At 42.8% G+C, this 14,263-nt stretch carries 15 protein-coding genes; 2 read left to right on the top strand and 13 right to left on the bottom strand.

Going from position 1 to position 14,263, the window contains the following annotated elements:
* Positions 1–39 precede the first annotated feature (39 nt).
* Positions 40–714: a tRNA (guanosine(37)-N1)-methyltransferase TrmD gene (gene trmD, locus B5G04_RS14375; RefSeq protein ID WP_022039191.1), complete on the top strand. Its 675-nt coding sequence runs from the start codon at positions 40–42 to the stop codon at positions 712–714.
* A 153-nt stretch (positions 715–867) separates the two neighbouring features.
* On the opposite strand, the gene B5G04_RS14370 is transcribed toward trmD, so the two are convergent.
* The 4 genes from B5G04_RS14370 to holA all read right to left on the bottom strand — a co-directional run bounded on the left by B5G04_RS14370 (position 868) and on the right by holA (position 5,036).
* A complete protein-coding gene (locus B5G04_RS14370; RefSeq protein ID WP_087248872.1) occupies positions 868–1,779 on the bottom strand; it encodes a dihydroorotate dehydrogenase in 912 nt (303 codons plus the stop codon).
* Positions 1,767–2,543: a dihydroorotate dehydrogenase electron transfer subunit gene (locus B5G04_RS14365; RefSeq protein ID WP_087211903.1), complete on the bottom strand. Its 777-nt coding sequence runs from the start codon at positions 2,541–2,543 to the stop codon at positions 1,767–1,769. The genes B5G04_RS14370 and B5G04_RS14365 overlap by 13 nt, the downstream gene beginning before the upstream one ends.
* Before the next feature lie 103 nt (positions 2,544–2,646).
* A complete protein-coding gene (locus B5G04_RS14360; RefSeq protein WP_087211900.1) occupies positions 2,647–3,099 on the bottom strand; it encodes a helix-turn-helix transcriptional regulator in 453 nt (150 codons plus the stop codon).
* A 920-nt stretch (positions 3,100–4,019) separates the two neighbouring features.
* On the bottom strand, positions 4,020–5,036 hold the full coding sequence (gene holA / locus B5G04_RS14355; protein ID WP_022039186.1) for a DNA polymerase III subunit delta: 1,017 nt from the start codon (positions 5,034–5,036) through the stop codon (positions 4,020–4,022).
* A 56-nt stretch (positions 5,037–5,092) separates the two neighbouring features.
* Here holA and B5G04_RS14350 point away from each other — a divergent pair, with 56 nt between their 5' ends.
* The gene (locus B5G04_RS14350; RefSeq protein ID WP_022039185.1) at positions 5,093–5,542 is read left to right on the top strand and encodes a type I restriction enzyme HsdR N-terminal domain-containing protein; all 450 of its coding nucleotides are present in this window, start codon (positions 5,093–5,095) and stop codon (positions 5,540–5,542) included.
* A 79-nt stretch (positions 5,543–5,621) separates the two neighbouring features.
* Here B5G04_RS14350 and B5G04_RS14345 read toward each other — a convergent pair whose 3' ends face one another.
* From B5G04_RS14345 to B5G04_RS14310, 9 genes are all read right to left on the bottom strand, one after another.
* The gene (locus B5G04_RS14345; RefSeq protein WP_022039184.1) at positions 5,622–6,413 is read right to left on the bottom strand and encodes a C4-type zinc ribbon domain-containing protein; all 792 of its coding nucleotides are present in this window, start codon (positions 6,411–6,413) and stop codon (positions 5,622–5,624) included.
* Positions 6,414–6,419: 6 nt separating this feature from the next.
* Positions 6,420–7,514, bottom strand: a complete 1,095-nt coding sequence (locus B5G04_RS14340; protein WP_087397836.1) for a Nif3-like dinuclear metal center hexameric protein — start codon at positions 7,512–7,514, stop codon at positions 6,420–6,422.
* 76 nt (positions 7,515–7,590) lie between these two features.
* On the bottom strand, positions 7,591–7,785 hold the full coding sequence (locus B5G04_RS19935) for a hypothetical protein (RefSeq protein WP_158100110.1): 195 nt from the start codon (positions 7,783–7,785) through the stop codon (positions 7,591–7,593).
* A 405-nt stretch (positions 7,786–8,190) separates the two neighbouring features.
* The gene (gene nqrF / locus B5G04_RS14335) at positions 8,191–9,456 is read right to left on the bottom strand and encodes an NADH:ubiquinone reductase (Na(+)-transporting) subunit F (RefSeq protein WP_087212213.1); all 1,266 of its coding nucleotides are present in this window, start codon (positions 9,454–9,456) and stop codon (positions 8,191–8,193) included.
* Between the two features lie 19 nt (positions 9,457–9,475).
* Positions 9,476–10,099, bottom strand: coding sequence for an NADH:ubiquinone reductase (Na(+)-transporting) subunit E (gene nqrE / locus B5G04_RS14330; protein ID WP_041584217.1), 624 nt, complete (start codon positions 10,097–10,099; stop codon positions 9,476–9,478).
* An 18-nt stretch (positions 10,100–10,117) separates the two neighbouring features.
* Positions 10,118–10,756, bottom strand: coding sequence for an NADH:ubiquinone reductase (Na(+)-transporting) subunit D (locus B5G04_RS14325; protein WP_087397834.1), 639 nt, complete (start codon positions 10,754–10,756; stop codon positions 10,118–10,120).
* Between the two features lie 14 nt (positions 10,757–10,770).
* Positions 10,771–11,448: an NADH:ubiquinone reductase (Na(+)-transporting) subunit C gene (nqrC, locus tag B5G04_RS14320; RefSeq protein ID WP_013616830.1), complete on the bottom strand. Its 678-nt coding sequence runs from the start codon at positions 11,446–11,448 to the stop codon at positions 10,771–10,773.
* A gap of 15 nt (positions 11,449–11,463) precedes the next feature.
* A complete protein-coding gene (locus tag B5G04_RS14315) occupies positions 11,464–12,627 on the bottom strand; it encodes an NADH:ubiquinone reductase (Na(+)-transporting) subunit B (protein ID WP_022039179.1) in 1,164 nt (387 codons plus the stop codon).
* A 130-nt stretch (positions 12,628–12,757) separates the two neighbouring features.
* Positions 12,758–14,110 (bottom strand): Na(+)-translocating NADH-quinone reductase subunit A, encoded by a 1,353-nt coding sequence (locus B5G04_RS14310; protein ID WP_087397832.1) that lies wholly within the window; start codon positions 14,108–14,110, stop codon positions 12,758–12,760.
* Positions 14,111–14,263 lie beyond the last annotated feature (153 nt).

Genomic DNA, 14,263 nt, shown 5'->3' with positions numbered 1-14,263 from the left:
CGGAAACTTCGTACTTTTGCAAAAAAATAACAAGGAAACATGCGAATAGACATTATTACCGTTTTGCCCGAAATGATTGAGGGCTTTTTCAACTGCTCCATCATGAGCCGGGCACAAAAGAAAGGCATCGCTGAATTTCATATCCATAATTTACGTGACTACACCTTCGACCGTTACCGAAAAGTAGACGATTATCCTTTCGGCGGATGTGCAGGAATGGTGATGAAGATAGAGCCGATAGACCGTTGCATTTCGGCCCTGAAAGCTGAACGCGATTATGACGAAGTGATTTTCACAAGCCCTGACGGCGAGCAGTTCGACCAGAAAATGGCGAACACCTTGTCGATGACTCAAAACCTGATTATCTTGTGCGGGCATTTCAAAGGCATCGATTACCGCATCCGCGAACATTTTATTACGAAGGAAATCAGTATCGGCGATTACGTACTAACTGGAGGCGAACTGGCGGCAGCCGTCATATCTGATGCCATCGTACGGGTTATCCCTGGTGTGATATCCGACGAGCAATCGGCACTGTCCGATTCATTTCAAGATAATTTACTGGCTCCACCAGTCTATACCCGTCCCGCAGAATACAAAGGATGGAAGGTACCCGATGTTCTGCTTTCGGGGCACGAAGCAAAGATACGTGAATGGGAGTTTCAACAATCTTTAGAGCGTACCAAACGGTTGCGTCCGGACTTGCTGAAGTAAGATATTTCTTTACATTTATTTCAAATCTACATATTCACGAAAAAAGGCCACAGATTTATATTTTCCTCTCTCTTGACAAAAAAGTAAAAAAAATCTGTGGCCAATTATTTTATTTGCATTTTCAGTATGCCATTCGCATATGTAAATTATTTTTTAATATTCCAACGCGCCGATGATGTCACGAACTGAAGCAAATCCATGGCGGTCTAGATAGTCGTTGATACCTTCCGCTACTTTTACGGTTATAGCCGGATCAATGAAGTTGGCCGTACCTATCTGTACGGCGGTTGCTCCAGCAAGCAGGAACTCCACGGCATCGCGGGCATTCATAATTCCACCTAGCCCAATGACAGGTATCTTCACGGCTTTTGCTACTTGCCATACCATGCGCAAGGCGATAGGCTTCACTGCTGCTCCACTCATCCCTCCAGTGATAGTGGATAAGACCGGTTTACGCTTTTCGGCATCTATTGCCATTCCCAGCAGCGTGTTGATGAGTGATACACTGTCTGCTCCGGCAGTTTCCACTGCACGCGCTATTTCTGTGATGTCGGTCACATTGGGCGACAGTTTCACGATCAATGTCTTGTGATAAGCTTTTCGCACTGCAGATACAACCTCGGCGGCTCCATGAGCTGTTACTCCGAAAGCCATCCCACCTTGCTTGACATTCGGGCATGAGATGTTCAGCTCAATAGCCGGGATGCAGTCCAGGCCGTCGATAATGCTTGCTGTTTCCACATAATCCTCTATTTGCGATCCAGACACGTTCACAATCATATTGGTACGGATGTCTTTGATTTGTGGGTAGATATGTTCTGCAAAATAATGCACCCCTTTGTTTTGTAGTCCCACAGCATTCAGCATGCCCATCGGTGTTTCCGCCATACGCGGATAAGGATTTCCTTCACGGTGATGAAGTGTCGTCCCCTTCACGATAATTCCTCCAATTTTCTCCAAATCCACAAAGTCTTGGAATTCAAGTCCGTAACCGAATGTTCCCGATGCAGTCATCACCGGATTCGATAAAGCCAGTTTTCCTATGTTTACACTTAAATCTGCCATAATAGTTTCTTTATATTAAATACAGGACCTTCTTTACATACACACACATGACCATCCCGGGTGTTTTCCACACAGCAAAGGCAAGCCCCCACACCGCATGCCATCGTGTTCTCTAGCGACACTTCACACGCTATGCCCTGCTGATTGGCATATTTGGCCACGGCCATCATCATTGGTTTAGGACCACATGTGCAGATTAGATCGAACGTATTGTCTCTCAGTACACTGTGCATCGTGACATACCCTTTCTCTCCCATACTTCCGTCTTCGGTAGTAGTATGGACATCGCCCAACGCCTCGAACAAGTCCAGTTGCAACAAGTCATTCTTCGAGCGTGCTCCCAACAAGAATGTAGGTTTCAAGCCTTTCTTCAACAAAGTTTCGCCTAAATAAAGTAAAGGAGCCGTGCCTACACCTCCACCTATCAGCAACACCTTAGTAGCAGTGTCTTCTGGGACTGTAAAACCGTTTCCTAACGGCATGACCACATTAACTGTGTCCCCAGGATTCACGGTAGCCAATTTACGTGTACCATCACCAACCAGCTGAATCAAGAACCAGACCTCATTTTTCTGGCGGTCTACGTAATTAATAGAAATAGGACGACGCAGGAATGTCGTGTTCGAACCGTCTACCCGTATTTCGGCGAACTGCCCCGGAAGCATTTCAGGCAACGGCTCAGCCTGGGTCAACTTGAGTAATACATAGTTTGCATGCAAACGTATGTTTTCTGTAACAGTCAAATCAAGAATGTATTTCTTCATAAAATAAATTGAGGTAAATTCGTTTCACAGTACAAAGATAACGAATTTACCTCAATCTATAGAGAAAACTCCATCGCTTTTGCCCATCCACTTCCACAGATAATCAAGATTTCTCTGGCCTGAATACCTGATATGTTCCATTATCAAAGAAAATACGTATTTCAACTATTTTCGGATGAGGTTTTTCTATATATTTAATTTCTTCTTTTACAGTGTTTTGCATACCATTTCCTGGAGTGGAAGACGCGTTTTCCTTGCGAAAATCAAAACGAACCGGATATCCGCTTGCATTTTCTGGATTCTCATTGCTGTACAGACGGCTATTTCCATCTGTGGTACCTTCTTCAACGACTTTCATTTCACCTTCACCATAAAGCAACCAATTCAAGTTAATAGAAGGATAAGCCTTGTGAATGCGCATGACCACTTCCAGGCTAGGTTTATTCCGCTCTGTCAATATGTGCGACAGAGAAGATGTCGATATGCCTATTTTTTCAGCAAATTCGGCATTGGTTAACGACTCCTTTTGTATGATTTGTAAAATACGGTCTTTCATTATAATTATTTGTGTATATAATCTTAATGATTACAAATGTAATGCTTTTTATTTTCATTTGCAAATTTACATATGGAAAAACAAATAACAAAATTACATAACCATGAATTACATCTGTAATCATATCTAATGTTTACATCTGTAAACCATCAATTTCAAGTTCTTTTTAACTTTAACAAATTCATATAAACTACTAGGATATAGATTGTTATACTATAATTTTGATTGTTTACACTTCGATAATATAGAAATGTAAACAGTTATTTAATGCCATATAAAATATTATTTCATTAATTCTTCATAGATTGTTGGGTTTTAGCCTATTATCCTGTGTATAAATACATTGTATAAATTATCATGTACATTTATAAAAGTACACAATATAACCATAAGACCATGTATTTACATTTGTACTACAGCCTAAACAAATATACATATCGATTCATGGCATTTACAAATACAAATGTATTTTAGGTTCATCGGAGCCAAAATGTAGAAATGTATATGTCTGAATGTAAAAAAAGCCCGAATCTATTCTTTAAGATTCATCAGAATAATGATGTGCAAAATAAAGATATATTCATAGCCATTTCAGTTATCTTCATAGCTTGTAAAAGCTATCTGGAATGGCTTATGAATATATCTTCGTCTGGTAGGCAATATTGGTTGAAAAAAGAATGGCAAAATCACACAAGCCACGGAAGCAAATCAACTTTTCATCTTTCCGGAAATGTGTTTCTTTAGAAATTGGATGCAGGGATTAATTTTGCACAAATGCCCCGATGTTGAAGATATTCTCTTCTCAAGATCGGATAACCCTCTCCGTTACCGAGGATACATCTGCATAATTTTACAGATACGTTTGCCCTTGGACCGTGGGTATTGTGACTTTGCCTTGATTGACTTCAGCCGGACTGCAATCAATGAAGAATTTGATAAATCAGTTCACGCAACAATTCCCCGTCGGAAACCGAAGCGTTGTTCACACCTTTCGAACGAACATCGCATTGACGGATGCATTCGATAATCTTCATTACTTTTACTCCCGAATAGTGTTTCATGGCAGCCAGGTAATCGCGTGCTTGCCACGGGGATCGCAGGCTAAGTTGAGCGGCCACTCCCTCTTCATTTTTTTGGGGAGCATAGTATGCCAACATCAGGTTGGCAAAGAAATTGAACAATACAGCCAGCGTAACCTGCAACGGATTGTGTTTTGGATTTTCTTCAAAATATTTTACTATTCGATTCGCTTTGAATACGTCTTTTACGATTAATGCATTCCGCAATTCGAAATTATTAAAGTCCTTACTGATGCCGATATTCTGTTCTATCTGCTCGGGTGTAATCCGCCGTTGTCCCTTGGGAAGCGTGATAATTAATTTTTCCAACTCGCCTGCCATTCGGTTCAAATCCGTCCCTACAAATTCTGCCATCATTTCTGAGGCTTTTGGCTCAATTTCCACTTGACGGCGTTTTAAATAAGATGCGATAAACCCTGGAAGTTGAGTGTCTTTCAGCTTCCGGGATTCGAACAGCACACCTACCTTTTCCAGTTCTGCTGTCAGCTTTTTTCTACGATCTAATGCGCCGTGTTTATAGCAAAATACCAGAATGGTAGAAAGCATCGGCTTTTGCAGATAATACGTCAACTCGTCCAAGTTCTTTAAGTTTTGTGCTTCGCGAACTACAACCACCTGGTATTTCGACATCATCGGATACCTTCTTGCTGCGTTAATAACAGAAGCTATATCTGTGTCTGTTCCATATACTACGGTCTGGTTAAACTCTTTCTCCGACTCTGTCAAAACGTATTGCATGATGTATTCGGATATGCGGTCGATATAGTAATCCTCTTCTCCCATCAGGAAATAAACGGGAGCATAGTTTTTATTTTTCAGGTTGCGGGCTATTTCTTCGTAAGTTATTTCTTTTGCCATACTTTTTTGTAACTTTGTATGATAAATTATTCACGCTATTCATACAAAGATATAAAATGTTGGAATTAAACTTACCTCCTTATCCGTTTAAAATTGCTAACAAAGACGGGAAAAAATTCATATTCGATGTGTTACGCAAGAAATATGTTACCCTTACACCCGAAGAATGGGTGCGGCAGCATTTCACTCATTATTTGCTGGAGCACAAAGGTTATCCTTGGGGATTGCTGGCTAATGAAATCCAATTGAATCTGAACGGAATGAAAAGGCGGTGCGATACGGTGCTTTATAACCGCAATCTGACCGCCCGGATGATTATAGAATATAAAGCCCCAAATGTGGAAATCACGCAAGCTGTATTCGACCAAATTACGCGTTATAATATGGTGCTGAAAGTAGAATATCTGATTGTGAGCAATGGAATCCACCATTATTGTTGCCACATTGATTATGCAACGCACTCTTATACATTCTTGCCCACCGTACCGGCGTATGAGGAACTATGAATGAAAAGAATCGCCCCAACGGACAAAGCTCAAGATGTCTTTGCTCGCTGGGGCGACCCATATATTTTGCAGGTAAAAATCATTTCACTTTTGTTTCCAAGTGTCTTTCAGGCATTACTCCTGCCAGTTCCGGGTCAATCATGATGCGTCCACAATATTCACACACAATGATTTTCTTTCGCATACGGATGTCCAATTGTTTTTGAGGCGGAATCTTATTAAAGCATCCCCCACATGCATCACGCTGCACATAAGTAATTCCCAATCCGTTTCGAGAGTTTTTACGAATGCGCTTGAATGCCTGAAGCAAACGCGGTTCGATAGTTGCTTCCAACGCTTTTGCCTTGTCGCGGAGTTTTTCCTCTTCCTGTTTAGTCTCAGAAATGATTTCATCCAATTCATTTTTCTTCATCTCCAAGTCTTTCTTTCTTTCTTCCAGGGTATGTGTGTTCTTTTCTATTTCCTCTTGTTTTGATTCGATAGAAGAGGTATACTCTCTGATGCGTTTTTCACACAATTCCACTTCCAAGGTTTGGAATTCGATTTCCTTTGTCAGCACATCATATTCACGATTATTACGCACATTGTCTTGTTGTGCTTTGTATTTATCGATTGAAGCCTTGGCTGTTTCAATTTCAATACGCTTGGTAGCAACGTTCGATTTCAATTCTTCTATTTCACCTTTAATCTTTTCGATGCGGGTGCTTAAGCCTGTCACTTCATCTTCCAAGTCTTGTACTTCCAACGGAAGTTCACCTCTTAAAGTCTTGATTTTGTCAATTTCAGACAACATGGTCTGCAATTGGTACAAAGCTTTCAGTTTTTCCTCCACACTCAGTTCACTAGGATCTTTTTTTACTTCTTTCGCCATAATGCTTTATAAATATTTAATCGGATTTGTATTGATTCGGGTCATACGAAGTTCCAATGATGGGAATTTTTTCTCTAATAAAGAACAAATCAATTCTTTAGTGTATTGTTCGCTTTCGTAATGGCCTATTTCTGCAATCAAAATACTATTCTCATAATAAAAATAATCGTGATACTTCACTTCGCCTGTTATAAACACATCAGCCTGGCTGGCTATAGCACGTGGCAGCAGAAATGCTCCCGCTCCTCCACACAAAGCTACATTTCGGATTAACCTTCCTGTCAGCCGCGAATGTTTCACGCAGCCTGCTTCAAAAATCTGCTTGACGCGACGCAGGAAGTCACCTTCTGTTTCCGGTTCTTCCAAGACACCTATGATGCCTGCCCCTGCCTGGTTCAATTTGTTTTGCACCGGATAAAAATCAAATGCCGGTTCTTCATAAGGATGGGCTGCCAATAAAGCTTTGGTTACTACATCCCGCTTATACACCGGAAGAATGGTTTCTATCCGCATCTCTTCTTCGTGATGTAATTCACCTATTTTACCACAATAAGGATGTGTACCGTTTCCAGCCCGGAATGTCCCGATTCCTTCTATATTATAACTACAAGCATCATAGTTGCCTATACAACCGCAACCTGCTCCAAACAGAGCATCACGTACTTGGTCGACGTGTTTCATCGGTACGAATGTCACCAGCTTCAATAATGCGTTTTCTCTAGGCTCTAATACACGCACTTGCCTCAATCCTATTTTTTCTGCAATCTTATAATTCACTCCCAACAAAGCATTGTCCAAATTGGTATGCATCGAATAAATTACAATATCGTTCTTAATAGCCTTAATAACGCATCGCTCCACATAGTCTTTACCCGTAACCGACTTGAATCCTTTAAAGATAAGCGGATGGTGTGATACTATCAAATTATATCCCAAAGCTATTGCTTCGTCCACCACAGCTTCAGTCACGTCCAAACACAACAAAGCCCCTGTAACCTCCGCGTCTGTTAATCCAATTTGCAAACCGGCATTATCAAAACCGTCTTGCAAAGGCAGAGGCGCGAACATCTCAAGGGCATTCAAAACTTCCTTAATCTTCATGTCTCAAAAAAAATCGTACAAAAATAATAAAAAACTGTGATATATTAAAAAGTAAACCGCTTAGATTTACATAACATTAACGCATAAGCGAAATTGGAATATAAGAAGCTGTTTTGAATTTCTCCAAAAAGTTTTTCTTGGCTTGATGTATCTGTTTTCGTGTGTGCTTTGGGCGATTTTTTGGTTCTTTTCGCTCCTGTTCTTCGTCAGATAGCCCGCTATCTTCCTCATCACAGAAGCGAAAATGCCTCAAAAACTCATCCCAAATCATCGCACGATAAATTCAAAACAGCTTCTAAAAGACGGGGGTGTGGAAGCTGTACATGCTTTCTCAACAGATGAAACTGACGGACTGTTTGCCTGCCGATTATTTGCCTGGATTATCGGGAAGGATTAAATAAAAAATGAATGTCCGCCAACAGCCAATATATACCCCTGAAAAATGAATATATACTGCATCCGCGGTTGAATATATACTGCATCTGCGATTGAATATATACTGCATTCGCCTATGGATATAACTTCATCAGCAAACGCAGTACTACTGCGTTTTCAACTCGGTCAGATTCGCTAAAGGACATTCATAAAAATATCAAGGAGAATCAGAAACTTACGTTGATTCTCCTTGATATTCAAAGCACCTGTTTAGAACTGTTTTTGATTAAAGCTCTTTATCTTATCCGAAATTGTCGTACATAATAGAAGATGAATCCACTCCCAAGCTATCCAACATGTTGACGACAGCTTTCGACATCGGACCCGGACCGCACATATAGTACTCAATGTCTTCGGGTGCCTCGTGATTCTTCAAGTAAGTTTCATACATCACCTGATGCACGAAGCCCGGAGTATATTTCACGCCTGCGGCATCGGCTGCAGGGTCAGGACGGTCAAGCGCCAAATGGAAATGGAAGTTCGAGAAATCTTTTTCCAATTGCAGGAAATCTTGCAAATAGAACACTTCATTCAATGCACGGGCGCCATAGAAATAATGCATTTCACGGTCGCGCGTATTCAATGTACGGGTCATGTGCATAATCTGTGCACGCAACGGAGCCATACCGGCACCACCTCCTACCCAAATCATTTCTTTCTTCGAATCGAATATCGGGTGGAAATCACCGTAAGGACCGCTCATCAGCACCTTGTCACCCGGCTTCAGCGTAAAGATATAAGAAGATGCGATACCCGGATTCACATCCATAAAACCACTGCGGTCGGGCTTGAACGGAGGCGTGGCAATACGGACCGTCAACATGAACACATCACCCTCTGCCGGATAGTTCGCCATTGAATAAGCACGGATAGTCGGCTCAGGGTTGACGCACTTCAACGAGAACATATTGAACTTCTTCCATGCAGGCAAATATTCATCACCGATCAATGACTTGTCAATATCCTTGTCGTAATCCATCGTAAATGCCGGAATCTTAATCTGTGCATACGAACCGGGGATGAAGTCCATGTGCGCGCCGGCAGGCAATTGCACCTTGAATTCCTTGATGAATGTTGCCACATTCTTGTTCGAAATAACGGTACATTCGTATTCCTTCACACCCAAGACAGATTCAGGCACTTTGATAGCCATATCGCCTTTCACTTTCACCTGACATCCCAAACGCCAGTGGTCTTTCTGCTGCTTACGGCTGAAATGTCCTACTTCCGAAGGAAGGATTTCTCCCCCGCCTTCCAACACCTGACACTTGCATTGGCCGCAAGAACCTTTTCCACCGCAAGCCGATGACAAGAATATATTGTTTACAGCCAAGGTGTTCAGCAATGTCGAACCAGATTCCACTTCCAACTGGTTTTCTCCGTTAATGGTCAGTTTTACCTTACCCGAAGTTACCAAGAACTTTTTCGCCACCAACAAAATGATGACCAACACCAGAATAGTCACCAGGAATACTCCAATGCTTGCTAATATAAAATTCATGTCCATTGTCTTATTCCTTTCCTTATTAGATGTTCAAACCTGAGAAACACATAAATGCCATAGCCATCAAGCCTACTGTAATGAAAGTTATGCCCAAGCCCTTCAACGGAGCAGGCACATTGGAGTAAGCCATCTTCTCACGAATGGCAGCCAGGCCCACAATTGCCAGCAGCCAGCCTATACCCGACCCCAAGGCGTATGAAACAGAGTCCCATACATTGCCGATAAATTTCGGGTCAGACTCTCCCAAGCCAATGCGTTGCTGCATAAACAAAGACGCACCCATAATCGCACAATTCACGGCAATCAAAGGCAAGAAGATACCCAATGAAGCATACAATGAAGGGCTGAAACGCTCTACAACCATTTCTACCAACTGGGTGATGGCAGCAATAACGGCAATAAAGAGGATGAAGCTCAAAAAACTTAAATCAATACCCAAGATACCGTCTGCCGCAAGCACTTTGGTCTGAAGCAGATAGTTGACCGGTAAAGTCACAACCAATACGAACGTAACGGCAATACCTAACCCGAGGGCAGTTTTTACATTCTTCGACACAGCCAGATACGAACACATACCCAGAAAGAATGCAAAAATCATATTGTCCACAAAGATTGAACGGACCAATAAACTTATAAAATGTTCCATAATCATTACCTTTCCTTATTATTCCTTTTCTTGTAATTCGGGATGTTTCGCACGCTGATACCATATCAGGCAAGCCACAATAATCAATGCCATAGGCGGCATCAACATCAAGCCGTTGTTCACATATCCCGCCTCCTTAATGGCATCGTAATTCAATATATTGTAGCCTAACAACGTACCTGAGCCTAAAAGTTCACGGATAAACGCCACGATAATCAAAATCTTGGCATAGCCTAAGCCATTGCCCAGACCGTCCAGACAAGATTCCCACGGGCCGTTTGCCATCGCAAACGCTTCAAGACGTCCCATCAAGATACAATTCGTAATAATCAGACCTACGTAAACGGATAATTGCACACTGACATCGTATGCAAATGCCTTCAACACTTCGCTTACGATTGTCACCAAAGCGGCAACCACTACCAGCTGGACAATGATACGGATACGGTTCGGAATCGTTTTGCGAATCAATGAAATGACAACGTTGGAAAATGCCGTAATAATCGTTACGGAAAGCCCCATTACGATAGCCGGTTCCAACTTAGAGGTTACGGCGAGTGCAGAACAGATACCCAATACCTGAACCGTTACCGGGTTGTTCATGCTTATCGGAATAGAAAACACCTCTTTATTCTTAGCTGAAAATAAACTTCCCATGATATTCGTCCTCCTTATTTAGTAGTTAAAAAATTGGTATAATGGCCCATGCAGCTCTTTAACATCTGGCCTACCGCTACCGAAGTGATTGTACCGCCTGAGATTCCATCCACCTGGAATTCCGGCTTCTCAACCTTCCCGTTCTTCACGACATCCAGACCAACCACAGAACCATCCATGACTTTCTTGTCTTTAAACTCGTTTTGGAAATGCTCGGTAGCGATTTCCGCACCCAAGCCCGGAGTCTCCGAAGCATGAGAGAAATAAGTGCCATACACGGTATTCTTGTCTTCGTTCAGCGCCACATATCCCCAGATGGCACCCCAAAGGCCGGCACCGTAAACAGGAATAACATACTTTGTTTCCCCGTCCACTTCACAGACAAAGAGATGAGCTTCTCCTTTTTCTTTATATGCTTTCTCATATCCGGTGACAAAAGCGCCTTCATACGGTTTCAGCGAACCGTCTTCAGCCACCAGCATATCTTCCTTCACCACCTCGGCAAACTTGGCTTCGGGATTCTGCACATCGCGAATGCCCAGTGAAGAAAGAATCTGTTTCTTCGTATCCAACTCAACGTTCTTTCCTTGCAGTTCGCGCAAAGAAGAGTTGACGAAAGCCAGCAAAAACGCTACGATAATAACCAATACCGAAGCATAAATGATAGTATATGAATTACTATTGGTATTCATTGTTCTTCCGGTTTTTTAATTGTTAGACATTGCACGTTTGGCACGGCGTGAGATATTGTTCTGCACGACAACATAGTCAATCAGCGGTGCAAAAATATTCATCAACAGGATAGCCAGCATCATACCTTCGGGATAACCCGGATTAAGCACACGGATAATGATAGCCATCGCACCTATCAGGAAACCGTAAACAAACTTGCCGTTTTCGGTACGCGAAGAGGTAACCGGATCGGTAGCCATAAACACAGCACCAAAACAGAAGCCTCCCAAACACAAATGTTCGTACCAAGGCATGTGGGCAATGGCGGTATCCGGTCCCCACGTATTGAATACCCAACCCATAAGTGCACCACCTACGAATACGGACAGCATCGTTTTCCAGCTTGCCACTCCCGACCATAGCAGGATAACGGCACCGATAGCAATGGCAATCACGCTAGTCTCGCCGATAGAGCCAGGAATCAGACCGGTCACCATATCCCACGAGAAAGCAGGGCACTCGGCAACCTTAGCCACGCCTAACGGAGTAGCCGCCGTCAACCCATCCACAGTCTTACCCAGACCGAAGATGCTATCACCCGAAACCCATACGGTGTCGCCCGACATCTTGGTAGGATATGCAAAGAAAAGAAAGGCACGGGTTATCAAAGCCGGATTGAAAACATTCATGCCTGTCCCTCCAAACACTTCTTTACAGAATATGACCGAGAATGCTGTAGCGATAGCAAGCATCCACAACGGACAATCTACCGGAACAATCATGGGAATCAGCATACCTGTCACTAGAAATCCTTCCTGGATTTCTTCTTTTTTCCATTGGGCAACAATGAATTCAATGCCTAGTCCCACTACATAGGAAACAATAATCTTGGGCAACACGGCCAGAAAACCATAACCGAACATTTCGATGAAACTTCCTTCAGCACCGGTAGCATGAAAATGCTGATACCCTACATTGTACATACCGAACAACAATGCCGGCATCAGAGCAATGACCACGAACGACATGATACGTTTGCTATCTATCGCATCGTGAATGTGCGTTCCCGTCTTCGATGTGGCATTCGGGACAAACAAAAATGTCTCGAAACCTTCGAATACAGAACGAAAAGCATGGTATTTGCCTCCCTCTTCAAAGTTCGGCTTTATCTTATCCAGATAATTTCTTAATGCGTTCATATTAAAGTTTATTAGTTTATTAGTTTTTGAGTTTGTTAGTTTGTAAGTTTGTTGGTTTGTCCATCGCTGCCTGCAAATCAGCTACAACTTAAAAAACTTAAGAACTTAAAAACTCAAAAAGCCATATCAATTAACACATTTCCTTACGAAGCATATCCAATCCTTCGCGGACAATACGCTGAAGCTCCATCTTTGATGAGCAGACAAATTCACAAAGAGCAAAGTCTTCGGGAGCGACCTCGTATATGCCCAGTTCTTCCATACGATCGATATCGCCCGCGATAATTGCCTTTATCAAGTATTCGGGCAGAATATCCATCGGAAGGACTTTGTCATACTCGTTAGACATGATCATGTGACGTTCTCCACCTTTCACACGGGCATCCAGAACATACTCTTTCTTTTTGCCCATCAGCCAGTTGAAATACGAATGGCTGGTACTATAATCATTCAGACGAGGCATTATCCAGCCCAGCATTTCGTGCACGTCATTACCTTCCGGTATCACGGTGAGCTGCGAATGAAAGGCTCCTAAAAATCCGTTTACAGGAATTTTCTTCCCGGTCAAGACGTTGCCACTGATACAACGCACTTCCCTCTCCTTATTAATATTACCGGCAAGCACATCGGTCAGCATCGCTCCTATCTTCAATTTGCAATATGCCGGCTTCTTCACTTCCGAACCCGTGATGGCAACGGTACGGGTCAAATCCACCCTGCCCGTATTCATCAGGCGGCCGATAAAGATAACCGCTTGCGGATCAACCGTCCATACGGTCTCGCCCTTATTTACCGGAGCGATGTGATTGATTTGCACACCGACATTACCTGCCGGATGCGGGCCTTCGAATACGGTCAATGTAACGCCTTTCGCTTGAGTCAATGCCTTAGCCTGCTGGCTTGCGCTGATGCTGAGATACACGCCGGCTATCTTAGCCAAAGCATCCAGCCCGGTTTGGAAATTCGCCTCCTCTCCTTTCAACGCGAACTCAAAGTCTGGTGCCAACGGATTCGAATCGAAAGCCGATACGAAAATCGCCCGTGGTGCAATTGTCGGGTCGGCAATTACATCATACGGGCGTTGGCGGATGAATGCAAACAAACCTGCATTCAGCAACAGTTCTTTTACGGCAGTTCCATCCATACGGGTTACATCTTGTTTCCCGAATTCTTCATAGTCTTGTTCTGCGGCTGCTTCTACTGTGATACTCATCACTTTACGGCGTGCGCCGCGTTCCACACTCGTTACTACGCCACTTACGGGCGAAACAAATTTCATCTCTGGGTGATTCTTGTCAATAAACAAGGGCCCTCCAGCCATTACATACTCCTGTTCTTTCACCACCACTTTCGGGATGACTCCCGTAAAATCATCAGGACACAATGCATAAAATCCCGGTTCTTTCACGTTCATCAGTTCCGTAGCAGCTTTTCCTTTCAGGTTTATGTTTAAGCCTTTACGTAATTTGATTAGATTAGCCATATATCAGGTATAAAATGAATATTCTAAGTTCGCGACAAATTTACACAATAATAGGGCAACGAAGAAAGTTTGCTTGCCCGATTACAGAATTATTTCCTTATTCAAGCAAGCAAACAACGTCTTATCACGAATAAACCACTATTTTGTAATGTA

The organism is Bacteroides sp. An51A (genome assembly GCF_002161565.1).
Taxonomy (GTDB): Bacteria; Bacteroidota; Bacteroidia; order Bacteroidales; family Bacteroidaceae; genus Phocaeicola; species Phocaeicola intestinalis.
Note: the sequence above shows the minus strand (reverse complement) of the source record. Positions and strands in the feature narration are given on the sequence as shown.

What these genes read in the sequence shown, in the direction of transcription:
- trmD (WP_022039191.1), top strand. Translation starts at nt 40, where the DNA reads ATGCGAATAGACATTATTACCGTTTTGCCCGAAATGATTGAGGGCTTT.
- B5G04_RS14370 (WP_087248872.1), bottom strand. Translation starts at nt 1,779, where the DNA reads ATGGCAGATTTAAGTGTAAACATAGGAAAACTGGCTTTATCGAATCCG.
- B5G04_RS14365 (WP_087211903.1), bottom strand. Translation starts at nt 2,543, where the DNA reads ATGAAGAAATACATTCTTGATTTGACTGTTACAGAAAACATACGTTTG.
- B5G04_RS14360 (WP_087211900.1), bottom strand. Translation starts at nt 3,099, where the DNA reads ATGAAAGACCGTATTTTACAAATCATACAAAAGGAGTCGTTAACCAAT.
- holA (WP_022039186.1), bottom strand. Translation starts at nt 5,036, where the DNA reads ATGGCAAAAGAAATAACTTACGAAGAAATAGCCCGCAACCTGAAAAAT.
- B5G04_RS14350 (WP_022039185.1), top strand. Translation starts at nt 5,093, where the DNA reads ATGTTGGAATTAAACTTACCTCCTTATCCGTTTAAAATTGCTAACAAA.
- B5G04_RS14345 (WP_022039184.1), bottom strand. Translation starts at nt 6,413, where the DNA reads ATGGCGAAAGAAGTAAAAAAAGATCCTAGTGAACTGAGTGTGGAGGAA.
- B5G04_RS14340 (WP_087397836.1), bottom strand. Translation starts at nt 7,514, where the DNA reads ATGAAGATTAAGGAAGTTTTGAATGCCCTTGAGATGTTCGCGCCTCTG.
- B5G04_RS19935 (WP_158100110.1), bottom strand. Translation starts at nt 7,785, where the DNA reads ATGATTTGGGATGAGTTTTTGAGGCATTTTCGCTTCTGTGATGAGGAA.
- nqrF (WP_087212213.1), bottom strand. Translation starts at nt 9,456, where the DNA reads ATGGACATGAATTTTATATTAGCAAGCATTGGAGTATTCCTGGTGACT.
- nqrE (WP_041584217.1), bottom strand. Translation starts at nt 10,099, where the DNA reads ATGGAACATTTTATAAGTTTATTGGTCCGTTCAATCTTTGTGGACAAT.
- B5G04_RS14325 (WP_087397834.1), bottom strand. Translation starts at nt 10,756, where the DNA reads ATGGGAAGTTTATTTTCAGCTAAGAATAAAGAGGTGTTTTCTATTCCG.
- nqrC (WP_013616830.1), bottom strand. Translation starts at nt 11,448, where the DNA reads ATGAATACCAATAGTAATTCATATACTATCATTTATGCTTCGGTATTG.
- B5G04_RS14315 (WP_022039179.1), bottom strand. Translation starts at nt 12,627, where the DNA reads ATGAACGCATTAAGAAATTATCTGGATAAGATAAAGCCGAACTTTGAA.
- B5G04_RS14310 (WP_087397832.1), bottom strand. Translation starts at nt 14,110, where the DNA reads ATGGCTAATCTAATCAAATTACGTAAAGGCTTAAACATAAACCTGAAA.